This is a genomic window from Nonomuraea sp. NPDC050790 (assembly GCF_044456745.1).
GTDB lineage: Bacteria > Actinomycetota > Actinomycetes > Streptosporangiales > Streptosporangiaceae > Nonomuraea.
The window spans coordinates 172,511-191,315 of sequence record NZ_JBITGF010000008.1; the positions used below are offsets into that span (position 1 = coordinate 172,511).

Here is an 18,805-nt window from a genome sequence, read left to right on the forward strand (position 1 = left end):
ACGTTCACGCCGCCCACCCGGCCAGCAGCCGCGCGAGCCGTACCCCGGACCAGGTCGCCGCGACCGCGCCCGCCATCGTCACGGCGAGATAGAGGGCCGCGAGCCCGTACGCCCCCTCCCCCGCCAGGAACCGCGCGTCCACCACGTAACCCGAGAACGTCGTGAAACCCCCCAGCACCCCGACCCCCAGGAACGGCCGCGCCAGCCGGTGCATCCTCGGCACCGCCACCATGAGCATCCCGATCAGCAGGCAGCCCACCACGTTGATCACCAGGGTCGCCCACACCGACGGCCACCACGACTGCAGCCAGAAGCGCGCCAGCGACCCGATCACCCCGCCCAGCGAGACCGCGCCGAGCACCCGCCACTGCCCCACAACACCCTCCCTCATCGTGTCAAAGCAGGCGATCATGGGAATTCACCAAGAAGAGGCCAAGCCTACGGAGGCTCCTTGAGCACACGGGACGCGGTCGCCCTCCTCGCGGGCGGCGTCATGATCGTTTCCTTGCTCGGCACCACCGAGAACACCGAGGCCGGCGCGAGCGCCGCCAGCCCCCTGGCCAACACCTCCGGCACCGGCCCGAGCCTGGCGCCCCTCACCAGCCATGCCGACAAGAAGGACGCCCGCGCCCTCATCGGCCGGCTCCGCGTCAAGGCCCGCGGCTCCAGCACCGGCTACCGGCGCACCAACTACGGCGGCAACTGGGCCGACTCCGCACCCGGCGTCCCCTACGCGGGCAACGGCTGCCGCACCCGCGACGACCTGCTCGCCCGCGACGGCCGCGACGTCGTCCGCGCCGGCTGCACCGTCCTGTCGCTGACCCTGGACGACCCCTACACCGGCCGGGCCATCGACTGGCGCGTCGCCGACGCCGACGAGATCCAGGTCGACCACGTCGTCCCGCTCTCCTACGGCTGGCGCATGGCCGCCAAGTCCTGGCCTGAGTCCAAGCGCCTCGACTTCGCCAACGACCCCCTCAACCTCCTGCCCGTCGACGGCCGCGCCAACGAGGAGAAGGACGGATCGGGACCCGCCGCCTGGCTGCCGCCCCAGCGCCGCATCCGCTGCGCCTACGTCACCCGCTTCGCCCAGGTCGCGGTCAAGTACGACGTGCCCGTCACCCGCACCGACAAGCAAACCATGCTCGACCAGTGCCGCTAACGCGCGTCCGCCCAGTCGAAGCCGTGCTTGAACGTCTGCTCGGCCAGCGCCTTCTGCCCGGCCGCGTTCGGATGGAAGAAGTCCCACTTGCTGATGTGATCCAGCGTGTACGGGAAGGAGAACACCGCCCCGCCGTCAGTGCGGCAGTTGGGCCCGTAACGGGCGCAGGAGCGTTCCAGCACCCGGTTGAAGTCCACCACCCGCTGGCGCACCCGGGCCCGCCGTTCCACGTCCTTGCGCTTGGTCGAGGCCGGCGCGGCCAGCATCGGCCGGCAGATCCGCCCCAGCGTCCAGAACGTGCGCGCGATCGGGTTGTCCTTGCCCGCCTGCCACAGCCGCCGCAGGTCCGGGATCGTCGCCACGAACACCCGCGCCCCCGGCAGGCCCGCCCGCAACGCCTCCAGCGACTGCTCCACCCGCCGCTCGAACACCGGCACCGGCGTCATCGTCTTCTCCGTGCCGCCGCCGCACACGTCCTGGGCGCCAATGAGAATCGTCACATATTCCGCCTTCGCCGCCACCGCCTGACCCACCTGCCCGCGCAGATCGGCGCTCGTCGAGCCCGGCACCGCGAAGTTGAGATTGCCGTCCTTCATCCCCAGCCGGGTGAAATGACTGCCGACCGAGCGGTCTGCGCCCGCCGCCCACGAGCGCGACGTGCACGAGACGTACCACCCGCACGCGTTGAATCCCGACGTGATCGAATCCCCCAGCGCCGCCATGACCTGCGGAACCGGAGCGACGATCGAACCGGACACCAGCACCGCGACCGCGGCGAAAGGCGTGATCATGGCCACAAAGGTAGATCGGCCGTTGCCAGCCCACCAGACGAACGGCTCCCTCCACACCCACTTCGCATCGCCGCTTGACACGCCCGATCCCCAACGGGGGAAAGTTTTCGCGTTCATGGTCCGTAACCGGTCATTCACGGGGCCGGGAGTCGAACGTGTTCAGTTCCCGCATAGAGTGTCTTGAGTGAGTGTCGCGCTCGGAATCACCCGCCCTCTGCCGGTTCGCACCACCTCGGTAGGCGACCCCGGCGACCTGCTGCAATCCCTGCCCAAGACCGCGCCCTACGCGTGGATCCGGCACGGAGAAGGACTGGTCGGCTGGGGAGAAGCCGCCCGCGTCGCCGTGCCACCGGGCCCCGGGCGCTTCGCCTGGGCCCGCGAGTGGCTCACCGACGTCTTCGGCCACGCCGCCGTCCGCGACGACGTGGGCACGCCGGGCACCGGACCCGTGGCGTTCGGCACCTTCACCTTCGACGAGGACTCCCCCGGCTCCACCCTCGTCGTGCCGCAGGCCGTACTGGCCCGCCGCGACGGCCACGCCTGGCTCACCACGATCGGCGACGCGCCGCTCGAACGCTTCAGCCCGACCCGCACGCCCGGCCGCATCAGCTACGGCGACGGCAGCCTCACCGCGCTCGAATGGGAGACCATCGTCGCCCGCGCCGCCCAGCGCATCCGCGACGGCGAACTGGAGAAGGTCGTCCTGGCCCGCGACCTGCTCGCCACCGCCGAGCGCGCCATCGACGTCCGGCTGCTGCTGGCCCGCCTGGCCGCCCGCTACCCCGACTGCTACACCTTCTCCGTGGCCGGCCTGGTCGGCGCCACGCCCGAGCTCCTCATCCGCCGCACCGGCCAGGAGATCGAGTCGCTCGTCCTGGCCGGCACCACCCCGCGCGGCACCAGCCCCTCCGACGACCTGGCCCGCGGCGCCGCGCTGTTCGCCAGCGCCAAGGACCGCCACGAGCACGAGTGCGCCATCGCCAGCGTCCGCGACACGCTGGCCCCGCTCTGCTCGGCCCTGCAGACCCCCGACGAGCCCGAACTCCTCGTGCTGCCCAACGTCCAGCACCTGGCCAGCCACGTGACCGGCCGCCTGGCCGACGGCGCCTCCGTCCTGGACGTGGTGGCCGCCATGCACCCCACCGCCGCCGTCGGCGGCACCCCGACCGACACCGCGCTGTCCGTCATCCGCGAACTCGAGGGCATGGACCGCGCGGGCTACGCGGGCCCGGTGGGCTGGATCGACGCCAACGGCGACGGCGAGTGGGGCATCGCACTGCGCTCGGCCCAGATCGACGGCCGCAACGCCCGCCTGTTCGCCGGCGGCGGCATCATGTCCACCAGCGACCCAGCCCTCGAACTCGCCGAGGCCCAGGCGAAATTTCGCGTCATGCAGTACGCACTCGAGGGGCCATAACCGCCATAACCGCCAGAACCCCCTTTATCCTTTACGGCCGGCCACCCCCACGCCACCCGCCGACGTCGGCGCGCGCAGGTCGGGGGGATCGCTTCTCACGTCGGACGGGCCGGGCACCGCAACGGCGCCCCCTTGGCCACCTGGACGGGAAACCCCACCCTTACCCGGCTTACCCGGCTTATCCGGCCAGGGACGCTGCCGCGATTCTGCGGCGGATGTAGCCGATTCGCCGGTACACGCCCAGCGCCGGGCCGTTGTCGTCGTCCACCATGAGAGCTGCCCTGCCGTGGGCGCGTACCAGCTCTTGCGAGGTCCATCGGCAGATTCGCTCGCCCAGGCCGCGGCCGCGGAACTCCGCATCCGTCGCCACCCCCGCCAGAAAGCCCACGTCAGGGGCGCTCCAGGCGTCCGCGGCCACCGCCGCCAGTTTGCCGTCCACTCTCAAGCCCGCCCAGCGGGTCACGCCCGGGGTGCCTGGGGCCGCGTAGGAGTTCGGGGCGGAGGTACTCAGCAGGGTGGCCACCTCCGTCTCGTCGTGTAACCAGGTCACGTCGGGGTCGTTCGTCGGCGGTGCCGTATTCAGGCTCATCCAGGAGAACTCGCCTGCCACTTCCAAGCCGTCGATCTTCGACGCCAGGTCCGTGATCGTCCGGGTGTCGCCCAGCGGGCGGTAGGCCGGGCCCAGTTCGGCCCACGCGTGGCGTACCAGGGAGATCGCGCTCGTCGTGTCGCCCCAGACGGCCAGGCGGTGGTGACGGGCCAGGGACGGGGCGGCGCTCACCACCGCGCCCGCCAGCGACCACGACCGGGCGCCCGCCCGCAGGCCCTGGGCCGTCCACATGAGCAGGTCGTCGTCGCCGCAGGCGGCCCTCACCTCCTCCACAGAGGTCAGCTCCCTGATCACAGGATCGAGCCGGGACGGTACGCCGCCGCCTCCGGATGAGCCGCCACCACGCGGCCCACACGCTGCGAGACCGACTCCACCTGGTCGGCCGCCGCGCCGGTGAAGGAGACGCGGTCGGCCAGCAGCGCCTCCAACGACGCCCGGTCCAGCGGGAATCGTTCGTCGGCGGCCAGACGCTCCAGCAGTTCGTTGCCGATCCCCTCCGAACGCATCGCCAGCGCCGCCGCCACGGCGTGCTCCTTGATCAGCTCGTGCGCCTGCTCTCGGCCCACCCCGGCCCGCACCGCCGCCATCAGCATCTTCGTCGTCGCCAGGAACGGCAGGTAGCGGTCCAGCTCGGCGGCGATCACCGCGGGGAAGGCGCCGAACTCGTCCAGCACCGTCAGCATCGTCTCCACCAGCCCGTCGAAGGCGAAGAACGCGTCGGGCAGCGCCACCCTGCGCACCACCGAGCACGACACGTCGCCCTCGTTCCACTGGTCGCCCGCCAGCTCCCCCGTCATCGAGGCGTAACCGCGCAGGATCACCGTCAGCCCGTTGACCCGCTCGCACGAGCGCGTGTTCATCTTGTGCGGCATCGCCGACGAGCCGACCTGCCCCTCCTTGAACCCCTCGGTCACCAGCTCGTGCCCGGCCATCAGCCGGATCGTCTTGGCCAGCGACGACGGCGCGCCGGCGAGCTGCACCAGCGCCGTCACCACCTCGTAGTCCAGCGACCGCGGATACACCTGTCCCACCGAGGTGAACCGCCGCTCGAACCCCAGGTGCGTCGCGACCCGGTTCTCCAGCTCCGCCAGCTTCCCCCGGTCACCGCCCAGCAGGTCCAGCATGTCCTGCGCGGTCCCGACCGGCCCCTTGATCCCGCGCAGCGGATAGCGGGCGATCAGCTCCTCCAGCCGCGCGTACGCCACCAGCAGTTCGTCGGCCGCGCTCGCGAACCGCTTGCCCAGCGTCGTCGCCTGCGCCGCCACGTTGTGGGAACGGCCGGCCATCACCGTGGCCTCGTGCTCCTCCGCCAGCGTCGCCAGGCGCGCCAGCAACGCCACCGTGCGCTCGCGTGCCAGCAGCAGGCTGTCGCGGATCTGGAGCTGCTCGACGTTCTCCGTCAGGTCACGTGAGGTCATCCCCTTGTGGACCTGCTCGTGACCGGCCAGCGCGTTGAACTCCTCGATCCGCGCCTTCACGTCGTGCCGGCTGACCCGCTCCCGCTCGGCGATCGAGGCCAGGTCGACGTCCTCCAGCACCTTCTCGTAGTCGGCGACCGCGCCCTCCGGCACCGCCACGCCCAGCTCCGCCTGCGCCCGCAGCACCGCCAGCCAAAGCCGCCGCTCGGCGACGACCTTGTACTCGGGAGACCACAGGCGGGCCAGCTCGGGGGAGGCGTAGCGAGCGGCCAGGACATTGGGGATACGCGGCTTAGTCACGTTCCATGAGTCTATGGTGCGGCCACCTGCCGGAGCACGCCGCCCCGGCCCGCCGTACCGGAAATCGCCGCCGCGGCGGACGGGGCACCACGCCCGCCCGCCGCAGCGCGCTCACACGCCCGAGATCAGGGCGCCGAGGCCATGACCTTCGGCTCCTCCCCCACCTCGGCCGCGGGCTTACGGCGCAGCCGGTCCTTCGTCCGCTCGACCATCGTGTAGAGGGTCGGCACCAGGACCAGCGTCAGCAGCGTCGAGGAGATCAGGCCGCCGATGACCACGATCGCCAGCGGCTGCGAGATGAAACCGCCCGATCCGGTCACGCCCAGCGCCATCGGCGTCAGCGCGCAGATCGTCGCCACGGCCGTCATCAGGATCGGCCGCAGCCTGCGCCGGCCGCCCTCGACGACCGCCTCCACGATGCCCATCCCCTGATCGCGGTACTGGTTGATCAGGTCGATCAGCACGATCGCGTTCGTGACCACGATGCCGATCAGCATCAGCATGCCGATCAACGCCGGCACGCCCAGCGCCGTGTCCGTGGCCACCAGCAGGCCGATCGCGCCCGTCGCCGCGAACGGGATCGACACCAACAGGATCAGCGGCTGGACGAACGAACGGAACGTCGCCACCATGATCATGAAGACGATCGCGATCGCGGCCAGCATCGCGATGCCCAGGTCCGAGAACGCCTCCGCCTGGTCGGCCGAGACGCCGCCGATGGTGTAGGAGGCGCCCGCGCCCAGGGCAACGCCGTCCAGCTTCGTCGTCAGCGCCTGCGTCACACTGCCCAGGTCGCTGCCGGCCGCCTTGGCCGAGATCGTCGCCGACCGCTCGCCATCGATGCGCGAGACCTGCGTCGGACCCGCGACCTCCTCCACCTCGGCCACCGACGACAGCTTCACCAGGCCCGCCGCGGTCGGCAGCTTCAGCTTCTCGATCTCCTCGACGTCGGCGGGCGCGTCGCCGCCGCGCAGCACCAGGTCGGAGGAGCGGCCGTCCAGCGTGACCTCGCCCAGCGGCGCGCCGCGGAACGCCTGCGCCACCGCCTGGCCCACCTGGGCCTCCGACAGGCCCTTCTCGGCCGCCTTCTCCCGGTCGACCCGCACCTCGATGCGCGGCGCGCTGGCCTCCAGGTTCGAGGAGACGTCCTGCAGCCCCGGCACGTCGGCCATGGCCGTCTTGACCGCCTCGGACGCCGTCCGCAGCGACTCCGCCTCCGGCGCCTGGACGATCACGTCGATCGAGTCGGAGGCGAACCCGCCGCTCTGCGCGCCGACCTTCACCTCGCCGACGCCGCCCAGCCCCTCAAGCCGCTCGCGGATGCGCTGCTCGACCGCGACCGTGTCAACGTCCTCCTTCAGCGTCACCGAGTACGAGGCCCGGTCGGCGCCACCGCCGACGCCACCCTGCATCTGGTTGCCGCCACCCACGTTGACCTGGTAGGACTCCACGCCGTCCAGCCCGGTCAGCGCGTCCTCCACCTTCTTGGCCGCCGCGTCGGTGGTCTTCAGGTCGGTCCCGACCGGCATCTTCTGGCTGATCGAGATCGTGTTCTGCCCCGAGGAGTCCAGGAAGTTCGTCTGCAACTGGCCCGCCAGGCCCATCGTGCCCACGAACACCGCCACGCCGATGAGCAGCGTGACCACCCGGAAGCGGGTCGCGAACCGCAGCACCGGCAGGTACATCCGCTGCAGCGGGCTGCGCAGTTCCTTCGCCTCGGCCTTCTCCCGGTACGCGCGCGCCTGCTCAGGGGTCAGCTTCGGCGTCTTCAGGAACCAGTACGCCAGGACCGGCACCACGGTCAGCGACACCACCAGCGAGGCCAGGAGCGCCACGGCCACCGTGACCGAGAACGGGCCGAACAGCTCGCCGACCATGCCGCCCACGACCGCGATCGGCGCGAACACCGCCACCGTGGTCAACGTCGAGGCCGTGACCGCCCCTGACACCTCGCGCACCGCGGTCAGGATGGCCTGGAGTTTGGCCTCGCCGTACCCGAGATGGCGTTTGATGTTCTCCAGCACCACGATCGAGTCGTCGACCACGCGACCGACCGCGATCGTGAGCGCGCCGAGCGTCAGCATGTTGAGCGAGTAGTCGCCCGCCCACAGCGCGATCAGCGCGATGACCACCGACAGCGGGATCGAGACCGCGGTCACCAGCGTCGAGCGCACCGACAGCAGGAAGACCAGGATCACCAGTACGGCGAAGGCCAGGCCCAGCAGGCCCTCGGTGGTGAGGCTCTTGATCGACTCCTGGACGTACGGCGCCTGGTCGAAGACCACCTCGACCGCGGTGTCGGAGGAGTCGCCCAGCGACTTGGTCAGCTCGGGCAGCCTGTCGCGGATCTCGTTGGAGATCGTCACGGCGTTGCCGTCGGGCGACATCGTCACCGACACGCCCAGGCTGGTGTGGCCGTCGGTGCGGGTGATCGTGCTCGCCTCGGCCAGGCCGCGCTCGACCGTGGCCACGTCGCCGAGCTTGACCGGCTTGAGCGGCTTGGGCGTCGGGATCGTCTGCGCCGGAATTTGGCCGGTCTGCGGGCGGCCCTGCGGCTGTGCCTGGGGCTGACCCTGCGGCTGGCCCTGCGGGCGGGCCTGGGCCGGGTTCTGCGGCTGGGCCTGCTGCTGCGGCTGGGCCGGGGTCAGGTAAAGGTCCTTGAGCTTGTTCAGCGAGTCGACCCTCGCGCCCACCTGCACCGACAGCGACTTGCCTGCCTCGGTCAGCGAACCGGCCGGGATCGGCGTGCCGTTCGCCTTCAGCACCTCGGGGATCTGCGCCGCCGTCACGCCCGCCTTGGCCATCTTCTTGGCGTCGGGCGTGATCGTGACCACCTCGTCGCGGGTGCCGGTGACCGACGCCTCGCGTACCCCCTCGACCGACTGCAACTCCGGCACCATGATCGTGCGCAGCTTCTCGGCCATCGCGCGCGAGTCGCCGCCATCGCCCACCGACAGCACCATCACCGGGATGTCGTCGGTGTTGCCCGCAACGACCTGCGGCTCGACGTTGTCCGGCAATTGCGGCTGGATGCGGCTGACCGCCGTCTGCATCTTGTTGAGCGACGACTCGATGTCGGTGCCGAAGGCGAAGGCCACCTGGATCTGCGCCAGGCCCTCCTTCGAGGTGGAGGTGATCTGCTCCATGCCTTCGATGCCCTTGAAGGAGTCCTCGATCGGCTTGGTGACCTGGTCCTCCACGATCTCCGGCGAGGCTCCCGGGTAAGGAGCGACCACGAACGCGCCGGGGAAGGCCAAAGAGGGCAGCAACTGCTGCTTCAACTGCGGAATCGTGAACGCGCCAAACGCGGTGAGGACGATCGCGACCAAGATCACAAGGCTGCGGTTGACCAGGCTCAACCTGGCGAAAGCGGTCATGGGGGTCCCTTCAGAGTTCGCCCCAGACTAACACTTCGCCTTGCGCGAATATTTAACGACCTATGGACTTCCTGATAACCTTCTCAGGAAGCAAGGGGTGAGAGTGGACGACGAACGCGCCGAACTGATCCGCCGGATCACCGATACTCAACGTGACCTGGCACGGTTCTTCGCCCAGGACCGATCACCGCTCTTCGACAGCAACCTGACGCTGCGCCAGCTCAAGGTCGTCATGATCGTCTCCTTCCACGGCTCCGCCTCCGGTCAGGACCTCGCCCACAATCTCGGCGTCGGCCTGGGTACGGTCACCGGCATCGTCGACCGCCTCGTCGCCCACGGCCTGGTCAGCCGCTACGAGGACCCGCACGACCGGCGGGTACGCCGCATCCGGCTGACCGAGGCGGGCGACGAACTGGTGGAGCAGATCAACGACACGGGCCAGGGCCACTTCCGCCGCATCATGGAACGCCTCGACCTCGACACCCTCAAGACGCTGGCCGAGGTCACCGAGAAGATCCACGAAGTGGCCCGCTGCCTCTGACCGGGCACCCCTCAACCCACGACGGCCACACCCGCTCACCCGGCTAGCGCGCCCCGAGTCTCGCGGCCGGCTCGCCCGTGTCCCGGCTCCCTCGCGCCCCGAGTCGCGTGCCCCGGACCGCGCGCCACGCCCGATCGGGGGTGTCCGGTCGCACGCTGCGCCCAGCCGGGTGCCCTGCGGTCGTGTGCCCCCCGGACCGGCGCGCCACGCCACGCCCGGTCGGGTGTGTGTCCTGCGGCTCGTTCTCCTGGTAAGGCGCGCTCATCCCCTTGGCGCCTGGGTTGGTGAAGGTGATCCGCGTGGTCGCCATGAACCGAGCGCCTTTACGTTGTAGATTCCAAGCGGGCCAGCGACCTGGGCAGCGGGCCCTCGTGCACCACGGTCAGCCGCCGGGTCGCCCGGGTCACCGCCACGTACAGGTCCCGCCCGCCCATCCCCGCAGGATCTACCACCACGACAGCGTCGAACTCCAGCCCCTTGGCCCGCGTCACCGTCAGCACCGCCACCGGCGCGTCGAGGTCGTCGCCGCCCGGGAACAACGCCGCCACCCGCGGGTGCAACGCGTCCGAGACCACCACCCCCACCCGCCCCTCCCCGATCGCCGCCACTTCCCCCGCCACCAGATCGGGCAGCACCTCAGGACCACCCGCCACCGCACGAGGCTCCGCACCGCCCTCCCGCACCGACTCCGGCGGCTCGTGACCGGGGTCGATCTCGCGCAGCACGTCCGCGGCCAGCCGCATGATCTCCACCGGCGTCCGGTAGTTGACCAGCAGCCGCTCCTCCCGCCACCGCCCCTCCAGGTAGGGGTCGAGCATCCCGGCCCACGTCCGCGCCCCGGCCGCCGAGCCGGTCTGGGCCACGTCCCCCACCACGGTCAGCGACCGGGCCGGAACCCTGCGCATGACCAGCCGCCAGGCCATCGCCGACAGCTCCTGCGCCTCGTCCACGATCACGTGCCCGTACGCCCACGTGCGGTCGGCGGCGGCCCGCTCGGACAGGCTGTGCCACGGGCCGTCGTCGTGGTGGCGCTCGGCCAGCCCGCCGCCCTCCATCAGGTGTCCGATCCCGGTCAGTTCGACCACCTCGCGCGCGAACAACTCCTCCTCCGCGCGCCCGCGCTCGCCCTCCCTGGCCGCCGCGCGACGGGCCGAGTCGTCCTCGCCCAGGAGCTCGGCCGCCTCGTCCAGCAGCGGGACGTCGCCGACCGTCCAGCCGGCGTCCACCGGCCGCAGCAGTGCCTGCCGGTCGAGCCCGTCGGGCACGGTTCTGGCCAGCGCCTCCGGGTCGGCGAGCGTCTCGGCGATCAGGCGCTGCGCGGTCAGGTCCGGCCACAGCTCGTCGACGGCGTGGCGTACCTCCTCGTCGGTCCACAGGCGCTCCGAGCCCAGCCTGAGGTCGGTCTCGTCGAGGTCGCGGTCCAGCTCCAGCGGGGCGTACTCGGGGTCGTCCAGGTCCTCGATGCGCAGCGCCGCCTCCAGGGCGCGGGCCTCGGCGGCCACCAGTTCCTTGAGGAGTTCGGTGACGAACAGCTTGCGGGCCATGTTGTGCGGCAGGCGTACCGCGCGGGCCCGCCGCCGCAGTTCGGCGCAGGTGTCGTGGGCCACCCTGAGGGTCAGGCCGTCGTAGGGGACCTCCATGTCGCCGTCGGGCACGCGCTGGCGGTCGCGCACCGCCGCCGCGACGAAGGCGGCCATCCGCGCGTCGCCCTTGACCACCGCGGCCGGCGCCGGGTCCTGGGCCACGGCCCGCACGCCCGGGAACAGCTCGCCCACCGTCGCCATCACCACCTGCGTCTCCCCCAGCGCGGGCAGCACCTGGCCGATGTAGCGCAGGAACATCGGGTTGGGTCCCACGACGAGCACGCCGCGCCGGTCGAGGGCCTCGCGGTGGGTGTAGAGCAGGTACGCCGCCCGGTGCAGGGCCGCGACCGTCTTGCCCGTGCCGGGGCCGCCCTGGACCACCAGCGCCCCCTGGAGCCCGGCCCTGATCACCCGGTCCTGCTCGGTCTGGATGGTGGCCACCACGTCGGTCATCCGCCCCGTGCGCCCGCGGCGCAGCGCCGCCAGCAGCGCCGCCTCGCCCACCAGGTGGCGCCGGTCGTGCTCGCTCATCCCGGCCAGGTCGAACACCTCGTCGTCCAGGCCCACCACCGTGCGCCCTCGGGTGTGCAGGTGGCGGCGCCGTACCAGGCCCGCGGGGTCGGCCGGGGTGGCGACGTAGAAGGGCCGCGCGGCCGGCGCGCGCCAGTCGATGAGGACGGACTCGTGCTCGTCGTCGCGCAGGCCGATGCGGCCGACGTAGATCGTGTGGCCGTCGGGCTCGTCGATGCGGCCGAAGCACAGGCCGCGCTCGACCGCGTGGAGCCGGGCCAGGCGGCCGGCCCGCTCGCCCGCCGTCACCTCGCGTTCGACCAGCATCCGCGCGGTCAGCCCCGCCCCGCCGCCGCCGTGCGCCTCGCGAAGCGCGCGTTCGGCCCGCTCGCGGGCGAGGTCGAGCCTGCCGTACAACATCGAGACCTTGACCTGCTCGGACTCGATCGCCTCAGCCAGAGCACTTTGACGATTGGGCATCGCGTGGTATACTCCTAATTGGAGATGTGTAGCCGTCGGCCGATTCTCCAGCTTAGCACCGCGTGCTCTCGCACGCGGTTTTTGTGTCTTACGACCGTTTTACGGCGTGCGGCATTGACTCCCCGGTAGATCGAGGAGGCATGCCATGACCGACATAGACCCTGTCCGCGTGATCCCGCGCAAGCTCATCATCGGCGCCGTCGCCGCACTGGTGATCACCACCGCCGGTGGTGCGGGCGTGGCCACCGCGGCCAGCGCCTCGCCCACCCCCGCCCCCAGCGAGACCGCCGCGCCCACCGAGACCCCGCCGCCGTCCGAGGCGCCCACGGCGGTGCCCCCGAGCGCGACCGCCCCCGCCGAACCGCCCAAGCGCGCCCGGCTCAGGGCCATGGGCGGCATCCGCAGCGAGGTCGTCGTGCCCAAGGCCGGCGGCGGCTACCAGACCATCGCCACCCACACCGGCGAGGTCACCGCCGCCGACGCCGACAGCATCACCGTCAAGAGCGAGGACGGCTTCTCCCGCGAGTACGCCGTCACCGACACCACCCGTGTCAACGCCGGTCGCGAGGGCATCAGCGGCGTCAAGAACGGCGACACCGTCCACGTCACCGCCACGGTCGAGGGCGACAGCGCGACCGCCCAGCAGGTCACCGACCTCACCCGCCCCGAAGCCGGACCCGTGCCCCTGCCCGGCCACTTCAAGACGCTGCCCGGCATCATGCCGCCCGACTTCGCCGTCAAGAAGCGCCTGCCCGAAGGCGAGTGACCGCGGCGCTGCTAGCTTCGAGGCCGTGTACCTGACCGAACTGTTCTCCCTGGCCGGCCGGCGCGCCCTCGTCACCGGCGGCAGCTCCGGCATCGGCTACGCCATGGCCGAGGCCATCGGCCGCGCCGGCGCCGAGGTGGTCATCGTCGCGCGCCGGCGGCCCGAACTGCGCCGGGCCGCCGACCGGCTGGCCGCGCACGGCGTCAAGGCCTCGTGGATCAGCGCCGACCTCGGCGACCGGGCCGACCTCGACCGGGTCGCCGAGGAGGGCGGCGAGATCGACATCCTCGTCAACGACGCCGCCAACAACATCCGCAAGCCCATGGCCGAGCTCACCGACGACGACTACGCGCAGACCATCGCCCTCAACCTCACCGCCCCCTACCTGCTGGGCCAGCACCACGGCCCCCGGATGGCCGCGCGCGGCTGGGGCCGCATCATCAACGTCGGCTCGCAGCAGACCATCAGCGCCTTCGGCGACAGCGGTGTGTACGGCGCCGCCAAGGCGGCCATCGCCGGCCTCACCCGCTCCCAGGCCGAGGCGTGGTCACGCCACGGCGTGTGCGTGAACACGATCATCCCCGGCTTCGTGCTGACCCCGCTCACCGAGCCCGCCCAGTCCATCCCCGGCCGCACCGAGGAACTGGCCGCCCGCCACATGGTCGGCCGCAACGGCCTGCCCGCCGACTTCGCCGGCGCCGCCGTCTTCCTCGCCTCCGCGGCCTCCGCCTTCGTCACCGGCCAGCAACTCTTCGTCGACGGCGGCTTCTCCGTCCACTGACCCCAGCACACAGGACGCGGGACCGGCGGCATGGGGACCAGGAACGGCGCGGACCTGTCACTGTTCCGCACGATCATGAGGCACGAAATCTAGGCTTGTCTCATGGCCGGACACTCCGAGACCGCGCAAGATCCATGCTCAGCCACCAACCGGAGAGCGCGTCCTGGATTCTTCGAGTTCGCGGGTGCCGGGCAAGACCGGTTGCCACGACTGACGATCCGTCTGAACAGGCGACAGCGCAGGAGCGCGCACGCCGTCGCGAAGACGGCCGTCCCCGGCCGCGACCCGGACTTCACCGGAAGGGAGGACGTGCTCAGGGTGCTCCGGCGGCTACTGACCCTGGAGCACATACCCGAAGGCCCTCCTCCTGAGCACCTTCGCGCGGGCGTGCGGACGACGCGGGCGGCTGGCAGGATCAACCGCCGCGCGGACCAGGCCGTGGCAGCGGCGCCCGGAATCCACGCGCAGATGGCCGAGCAGCCCATGCGAGTGCCGGGACCGGCCGCGTCCCCGCACGACGCGAACAGGTCCGCCCACCTCTTGCTCTGGGCGATCCTGGCGTGGGTCCGCACGCTGCTGACCCTGGCGCGGGTACGACGCGCCCCGGTGCTCAGCCCGACCACGCTTGTGAGACAGCGCTCCCGTCGCCGCCGCCGGCGAAGACGATTCGCCGGCGGCGCGGTGCTGTCGAACCCACCGCCTCCCACGGTGTCCGCGCGCCGCCCGAAGGCGGCGGCCGATGGACGCCTTCCTCGGGTCCCTCATCGGAGTCATCTGCGTGGGGCTGTTCATCAACGAGTTCGGCGAACTCGCTCCCTGGGCGTCGCGTAAGCTCGCCCTCTACGCTTCCCTCGCCGTTCACCGGGACCGTGAACGTGCCCGCCGGTGCGCGGCCCGGCTCGATGAGGCCCTGGCGCTCGTGCCGGGGAAAGCCGCACGTCTTCCTGCTGCTCTCCTCCTCGTGGGGGCGCTCCTCGCCGGTGCTGTGTGGCGCAGCCGGGCCAAAGACAGGCTGCTCGATTTCCTCACCGCCAGGACGCGGGCGCCTCGCCGTGCTTTCGTCCGCGTCAGGCAGGTGGTCATGCGGATCAAAGCCCGACGGCGTCAAACCCCGTAGCGGCTGGTACGGCCGGGCGAGGGCTTCACGGCCGCACGGCGGGGCTAGTGGGCGGGGTCAGGGGGTGCGGGTGGTGCGGCGGGCTCGGTAGGCCGCGGCCTTGGCGCGGTTCTGGCAGGGCAGGCCGCAGAAGCGGCGCGAGGCGTTGCGGGTCACGTCGAAGAAGACCAGATCGCACCCGGCCGCCTCGCATGCCGACAGCCGCTCCCCCTGGCCCACGCCGATGACCATGGCCAGCGCCGTCCCCGCGTCGGCGGTCATCGCGCCGGCCAGGTCGGCGCCCGGGGGGTGGAAGGCCAGGACGGGCGGTTCGCCGTGGAGGTTGGGGACGGCGGCGTGCCGTACCAGGAGGTCGTTGAGCTCGGCCACGCCCGCGTCCGGCCCGTCCTGGAACACGGCGCGCAGGGCCACGGCCGCCTCGGCCAGGCGGGCGGTGTCGAGCGGGCCGCCGCCGGCGCCGCCCGCGTCCACAGTGCGGGTGCGCCAGTCCGTCAGGGCGGGGTCGAGGGCGGCCTCGCGCTCAGACGCCGTCCGCGGCGGTTCCCGGGTACGGCCCAGCGCCCGCTCCACCGCCAGCGTGTTCACCAGCACCACGGCCAACTCCGCCCACCGCCCGACATAACTGTCTATTTGGGATTGACCAGTGATCCGCCAGGCGTCTATCGTCACTGCCATACCTAGATTAGACAGTGAGAGGACCCCTCATGTCCAGGCTTGCCCGCAGCATGTGGCACCAGCTCGAACCCGTCCACGCCGCCGTCTACTTCGCCCCGCAGGCCTTCGAGCGGGCCGCCAAGCTCGGCTACGACGTCGAGTCGCGCTGGCCCAGCTACTTCGCCTGGCGCACCGCCCCGCTCGGCGCGGCCGGTCCGCACCTGGTCGGCGCCACGTACTACAGCTTCAGCCCGGCCATGGTCGCCGAGCACGTGCCCGGCATCTGGGCGGTCGCCTCCCCCGAGGACGTGCTGGCCGCCCGGCTGGAGGCCGTGGACCGGCTCTACCGCGACTGGCTGGGCGAGCATCTGACCTCACCCGGACTGGCCGAGGCCGCCGAGCTGGCACGGGCCGCCGCGGAGGCCGTCACCACGCCGGGACGCCCGCTGGCCGCCGCCAACCTCGACCGGCCCTGGCCCGGCGAACCGCACCTGGCGCTCTGGCAGGCGGCCACCATCCTGCGCGAGCACCGCGGCGACGGCCACCTCGTCGCGCTCCAGGCGGCCGGGCTGGACGGCTGCGAGGCGCTCGTGTCCTTCGCCGCCATCGGCGCCGCGCCGGTCGAGAACTTCGCCGGGCGCGGCTGGAGCCGGGAGGAGTGGCAGGCCGCCGAGGAGCGCCTGCGCGGCCGCGGCCTGGTCGGCGCGGACGGGCTGGCCACCGACGCCGGACGCGCCCTGCGCGACCAGGTCGAACGTATGACCGACGACCTGGCCGCCGCCCCCTGGCGCGCTCTCGGCGAGGCACGCGCCCAGCGTCTGGCCGAGCTGAACGGCCCCGTCCTCGGAGCCGTCTTCGGGGCCGGGGTCCTGCCCATGACCAGCACCCTGGGCATCGCCACCGTCCAGGCCCCCGAGTGAGGGATATGGTTGCCTCAGACGTTAACCGTTAAGGGCTGAGGACAGTGAACGACCTGGACGCCACGCTGGCAGCGCTCGCCGACCCGACCCGGCGCAAGGTCGTCGACCTGCTCCGCGACGGACCACGACCGGCCGGGGAACTGGCCGAGGCGGTCCAGATGAGCGCGCCCGCGCTCAGCCGGCACCTGCGCGTGCTGCGCGCCGGGGGCCTCGTGCGGGCCGAGACCGGCGAGGCCGACGCCCGCCTGCGCCTGTACTCCCTGCGCCCCGAGCCCTTCACCGCGCTGCAGGCCTGGCTGGACCAGGTGCAGGCGTTCTGGGCCGAGCAGCTCGGCTCGTTCAAGGAGCACGTGGAGCGCGGGCGGTGAGCGGCACCGACTCGGTGACCGCGAGCGTGACCGTGGCCGCCGATCCCGTCACCGCGTTCCGGGTGTTCACCGACGAGATCGACGCGTGGTACGTGCGCGGGCCGTACAGCTGGGTGAACGCGGAGAAGGCGGCGGGCATCAGGTTCGAGGGCGGCTACCTGCGCGAGGTGTGGAAGGACGGCGGGCACGTCGACACCGGGCGGATCCTCACCTGGGAGCCGCCGCGCCGCCTGGTGTGGGCCGACCTGCTCAACGACGGGTCGATGGAGATCGAGGTGGAGTTCCGGGGCGTGGCGGGCGGCACCGAGGTGGTGCTGGTGCACCGCGGCCTGGACACGCTGCCGCCCGACGTGGCGGGGCGCATCCGGCGCGGGTACTCCTGGAACATCGGCCTGCGGTGGTACGCCGAGTTCCTCGGCCGGTGAGGGGTCAGCGTCTGCCGTACTTCTTGTGCACGGCCTGCTTGCTGACCCCGATCGCGTCGGCGATCGTCGCCCAGGGCAGGCCCGCGACGCGCGCCCGGCGGACCTGCACCGCCTCCATGCGCTCGATCTCGCGCCGCAGCGCGGTCGTGGCCTGAAGGGCCCGCAGGGGGTCCTCGTCCTGTGCCTGCCGTACCAGGGCTGCCAGGTCGTTCGTCATGAACTAAAGGTAGTCCAGCAACAGCGCGGTGATCTCCTCCGGACGCTCCAGGGACGGCAGATGACCGGCCCAGCCGAGCTCGACGAGGCCGGCGTCCGGCAGGTTCTCAGCCAGGTGGCGGGCGCTCTGCCGGAAGTGGAGCAGGTCGTGGGCGCCGCCGACCACCAGCGCGGGCACGCCGATGCCGGCGAGCGTGAAGTCCGGCTCGAACTCGTCGACCTCGCGGCCGAGCTGCAGCGAGAACGCGTCCGCCTGCATCCGCGTCACCAGGGCGTGCGCCTCGTCGCCGGCCTCGGGGCCGAGCCAGGTGCGGGCGTTCAGCTCGGCGGCGGCCTGGATGTCACCCCGTTCCAGCAGCCGGTCCTCTTCGGCGCCGAACGCCTTCACGTCGTCGGTCTTGGGCAGGTCGGAGCCCGGGTTGAGCAGCACGAGGCGGGTGGCGCGGCCCTGGTGGGCGAGCTGGAGGGCGATGCGGCAGCCGTAGGAGGAGGCGACGATCGCCGCGCGCTCGTGTCCGGCCTCCTCCAGCACCGCCGCGACGTCACCGCAGGTGCTGAACGGCTCCGCCGACTCATAGGGCGTACGGCCGAAGCCACGGAAGTCCGGATAGATAACCTGGAACCGCTCGCTCAGCGCCGGGAGCTGGGGCTCCCACATGCGGGAGTCGGCCACCCCGGCGTGCAGGAGCAGGAGCGGGTCACCGGATCCGGCCGTGCCGTACCAGATCGTCATCGCGCGTCCAGGATCAGGCGTACGCCGAGCCCGATGAGCACGACGCCGGAGATCTGCTCCAGGCGGCGGCGCACGGACGGACGCGACAGCAGGTCCTTGGCGCGCGCGACCGTCCAGACGACCAGGCCGAACCAGAGCGTGTCGACGAGCACCCAGATGACGGCGAGGGCGACGAGCGTGAGCGGCACGTTCTGGCCCTGCGGCACGAACTGCGGCAGGAACGACATGGCGAACACCGCGGCCTTGGGGTTGGCCAGGCAGGTGCCGAACCCGGCCAGGAACGACCGGCGCCAGCCGTCCACGGCCACGGGCTCGGCGAGCTCGGCCGCGGCGGGGCTCCTGCGGCGCTTTCCGGCCTGCCACAGCGACTGCGCGCCCATGTACAGCAGGAAGCAGGCCCCGGCCACGCGCATCACGTCGTAGGCGAGCTGGGAGGCCAGCAGCAGGGCCGACAGGCCGAAGGCGGCGGCCATGGCCCACAGGAAGATGCCGGTCTCGTTGCCGAGGGTGGCGGCCATGCCGGAGCCCCGGCCCGCGCGCAGCGTCTGGCGCAGGATGATCGCGGTGCTGACCCCGGGGACCATCGCCACCAGGACGCACGCGCCGATGAACGCGAGTAGATACATGGCGGACATG

General features: G+C 71.9%; 19 protein-coding genes. 9 read left to right on the top strand and 10 right to left on the bottom strand.

Annotated elements, in window-relative coordinates; genetic code table 11:
• Positions 1–4 precede the first annotated feature (4 nt).
• Positions 5–391, bottom strand: a complete 387-nt coding sequence (locus ACIBEJ_RS37000) for a fluoride efflux transporter FluC (protein WP_397187588.1) — start codon at positions 389–391, stop codon at positions 5–7.
• 60 nt (positions 392–451) lie between these two features.
• Between ACIBEJ_RS37000 and ACIBEJ_RS37005 the strand changes: the two genes are divergently transcribed.
• Complete coding sequence (locus ACIBEJ_RS37005) at positions 452–1,162, top strand: HNH endonuclease family protein (protein WP_397187589.1); 711 nt, start codon at positions 452–454, stop codon at positions 1,160–1,162.
• Here the strand turns inward: ACIBEJ_RS37005 and ACIBEJ_RS37010 are convergent.
• A complete protein-coding gene (locus tag ACIBEJ_RS37010) occupies positions 1,159–1,953 on the bottom strand; it encodes a GDSL-type esterase/lipase family protein (RefSeq protein ID WP_397187590.1) in 795 nt (264 codons plus the stop codon). The two genes, ACIBEJ_RS37005 and ACIBEJ_RS37010, sit on opposite strands and share 4 nt — an antisense overlap.
• 184 nt (positions 1,954–2,137) lie before the next feature.
• Here ACIBEJ_RS37010 and ACIBEJ_RS37015 point away from each other — a divergent pair, with 184 nt between their 5' ends.
• Complete coding sequence (locus ACIBEJ_RS37015) at positions 2,138–3,370, top strand: isochorismate synthase MenF (RefSeq protein WP_397187591.1); 1,233 nt, start codon at positions 2,138–2,140, stop codon at positions 3,368–3,370.
• Between the two features lie 178 nt (positions 3,371–3,548).
• Here the strand turns inward: ACIBEJ_RS37015 and ACIBEJ_RS37020 are convergent, their stop codons facing one another.
• The 3 genes from ACIBEJ_RS37020 to ACIBEJ_RS37030 all read right to left on the bottom strand — a co-directional run bounded on the left by ACIBEJ_RS37020 (position 3,549) and on the right by ACIBEJ_RS37030 (position 9,075).
• Complete coding sequence (locus ACIBEJ_RS37020; RefSeq protein ID WP_397187592.1) at positions 3,549–4,253, bottom strand: GNAT family N-acetyltransferase; 705 nt, start codon at positions 4,251–4,253, stop codon at positions 3,549–3,551.
• Between the two features lie 17 nt (positions 4,254–4,270).
• A complete protein-coding gene (purB, locus tag ACIBEJ_RS37025; RefSeq protein WP_397187593.1) occupies positions 4,271–5,698 on the bottom strand; it encodes an adenylosuccinate lyase in 1,428 nt (475 codons plus the stop codon).
• A 125-nt stretch (positions 5,699–5,823) separates the two neighbouring features.
• On the bottom strand, positions 5,824–9,075 hold the full coding sequence (locus ACIBEJ_RS37030; protein WP_397187594.1) for an efflux RND transporter permease subunit: 3,252 nt from the start codon (positions 9,073–9,075) through the stop codon (positions 5,824–5,826).
• A 103-nt stretch (positions 9,076–9,178) separates the two neighbouring features.
• On the opposite strand from ACIBEJ_RS37030, the gene ACIBEJ_RS37035 reads away from it, so the two are divergent.
• On the top strand, positions 9,179–9,616 hold the full coding sequence (locus ACIBEJ_RS37035; RefSeq protein WP_397187595.1) for a MarR family winged helix-turn-helix transcriptional regulator: 438 nt from the start codon (positions 9,179–9,181) through the stop codon (positions 9,614–9,616).
• 323 nt (positions 9,617–9,939) lie between these two features.
• On the opposite strand, the gene ACIBEJ_RS37040 is transcribed toward ACIBEJ_RS37035, so the two are convergent.
• Positions 9,940–12,189, bottom strand: a complete 2,250-nt coding sequence (locus ACIBEJ_RS37040; RefSeq protein WP_397187596.1) for a HelD family protein — start codon at positions 12,187–12,189, stop codon at positions 9,940–9,942.
• Between the two features lie 145 nt (positions 12,190–12,334).
• Between ACIBEJ_RS37040 and ACIBEJ_RS37045 the strand changes: the two genes are divergently transcribed.
• From ACIBEJ_RS37045 to ACIBEJ_RS37055, 3 genes are all read left to right on the top strand, one after another.
• Positions 12,335–12,955, top strand: a complete 621-nt coding sequence (locus ACIBEJ_RS37045) for a hypothetical protein (protein ID WP_397187597.1) — start codon at positions 12,335–12,337, stop codon at positions 12,953–12,955.
• 25 nt (positions 12,956–12,980) lie between these two features.
• Positions 12,981–13,736: an SDR family NAD(P)-dependent oxidoreductase gene (locus ACIBEJ_RS37050; RefSeq protein ID WP_397187598.1), complete on the top strand. Its 756-nt coding sequence runs from the start codon at positions 12,981–12,983 to the stop codon at positions 13,734–13,736.
• Positions 13,737–14,475: 739 nt separating this feature from the next.
• Entirely contained in the window at positions 14,476–14,853 is a 378-nt protein-coding gene (locus tag ACIBEJ_RS37055) for a hypothetical protein (RefSeq protein ID WP_397187599.1), read from the top strand.
• A gap of 57 nt (positions 14,854–14,910) precedes the next feature.
• Here ACIBEJ_RS37055 and ACIBEJ_RS37060 read toward each other — a convergent pair whose 3' ends face one another.
• Complete coding sequence (locus ACIBEJ_RS37060; RefSeq protein ID WP_397187600.1) at positions 14,911–15,447, bottom strand: CGNR zinc finger domain-containing protein; 537 nt, start codon at positions 15,445–15,447, stop codon at positions 14,911–14,913.
• Positions 15,448–15,557: 110 nt separating this feature from the next.
• Here ACIBEJ_RS37060 and ACIBEJ_RS37065 point away from each other — a divergent pair, with 110 nt between their 5' ends.
• Genes ACIBEJ_RS37065 through ACIBEJ_RS37075 form a run of 3 tightly spaced genes read left to right on the top strand, consistent with a single transcriptional unit; the run spans position 15,558 to position 17,220 of the window.
• Positions 15,558–16,427, top strand: a complete 870-nt coding sequence (locus ACIBEJ_RS37065; protein WP_397187601.1) for a hypothetical protein — start codon at positions 15,558–15,560, stop codon at positions 16,425–16,427.
• Between the two features lie 44 nt (positions 16,428–16,471).
• Positions 16,472–16,795: an ArsR/SmtB family transcription factor gene (locus tag ACIBEJ_RS37070; protein ID WP_397187602.1), complete on the top strand. Its 324-nt coding sequence runs from the start codon at positions 16,472–16,474 to the stop codon at positions 16,793–16,795.
• Positions 16,792–17,220: an SRPBCC domain-containing protein gene (locus tag ACIBEJ_RS37075; protein ID WP_397187603.1), complete on the top strand. Its 429-nt coding sequence runs from the start codon at positions 16,792–16,794 to the stop codon at positions 17,218–17,220. Before ACIBEJ_RS37070 ends, ACIBEJ_RS37075 begins: the two co-directional genes overlap by 4 nt.
• Positions 17,221–17,224: 4 nt before the next feature.
• Here the strand turns inward: ACIBEJ_RS37075 and ACIBEJ_RS37080 are convergent, their stop codons facing one another.
• The 3 genes from ACIBEJ_RS37080 to ACIBEJ_RS37090 are packed head-to-tail and all read right to left on the bottom strand — an operon-like array spanning position 17,225 to position 18,795.
• Positions 17,225–17,437, bottom strand: a complete 213-nt coding sequence (locus ACIBEJ_RS37080) for a hypothetical protein (RefSeq protein WP_397187604.1) — start codon at positions 17,435–17,437, stop codon at positions 17,225–17,227.
• Positions 17,438–17,440: 3 nt separating this feature from the next.
• Entirely contained in the window at positions 17,441–18,169 is a 729-nt protein-coding gene (locus ACIBEJ_RS37085) for an alpha/beta fold hydrolase (protein ID WP_397187605.1), read from the bottom strand.
• Entirely contained in the window at positions 18,166–18,795 is a 630-nt protein-coding gene (locus ACIBEJ_RS37090; protein WP_397187606.1) for a LysE family translocator, read from the bottom strand. The genes ACIBEJ_RS37085 and ACIBEJ_RS37090 overlap by 4 nt, the downstream gene beginning before the upstream one ends.
• Positions 18,796–18,805 lie beyond the last annotated feature (10 nt).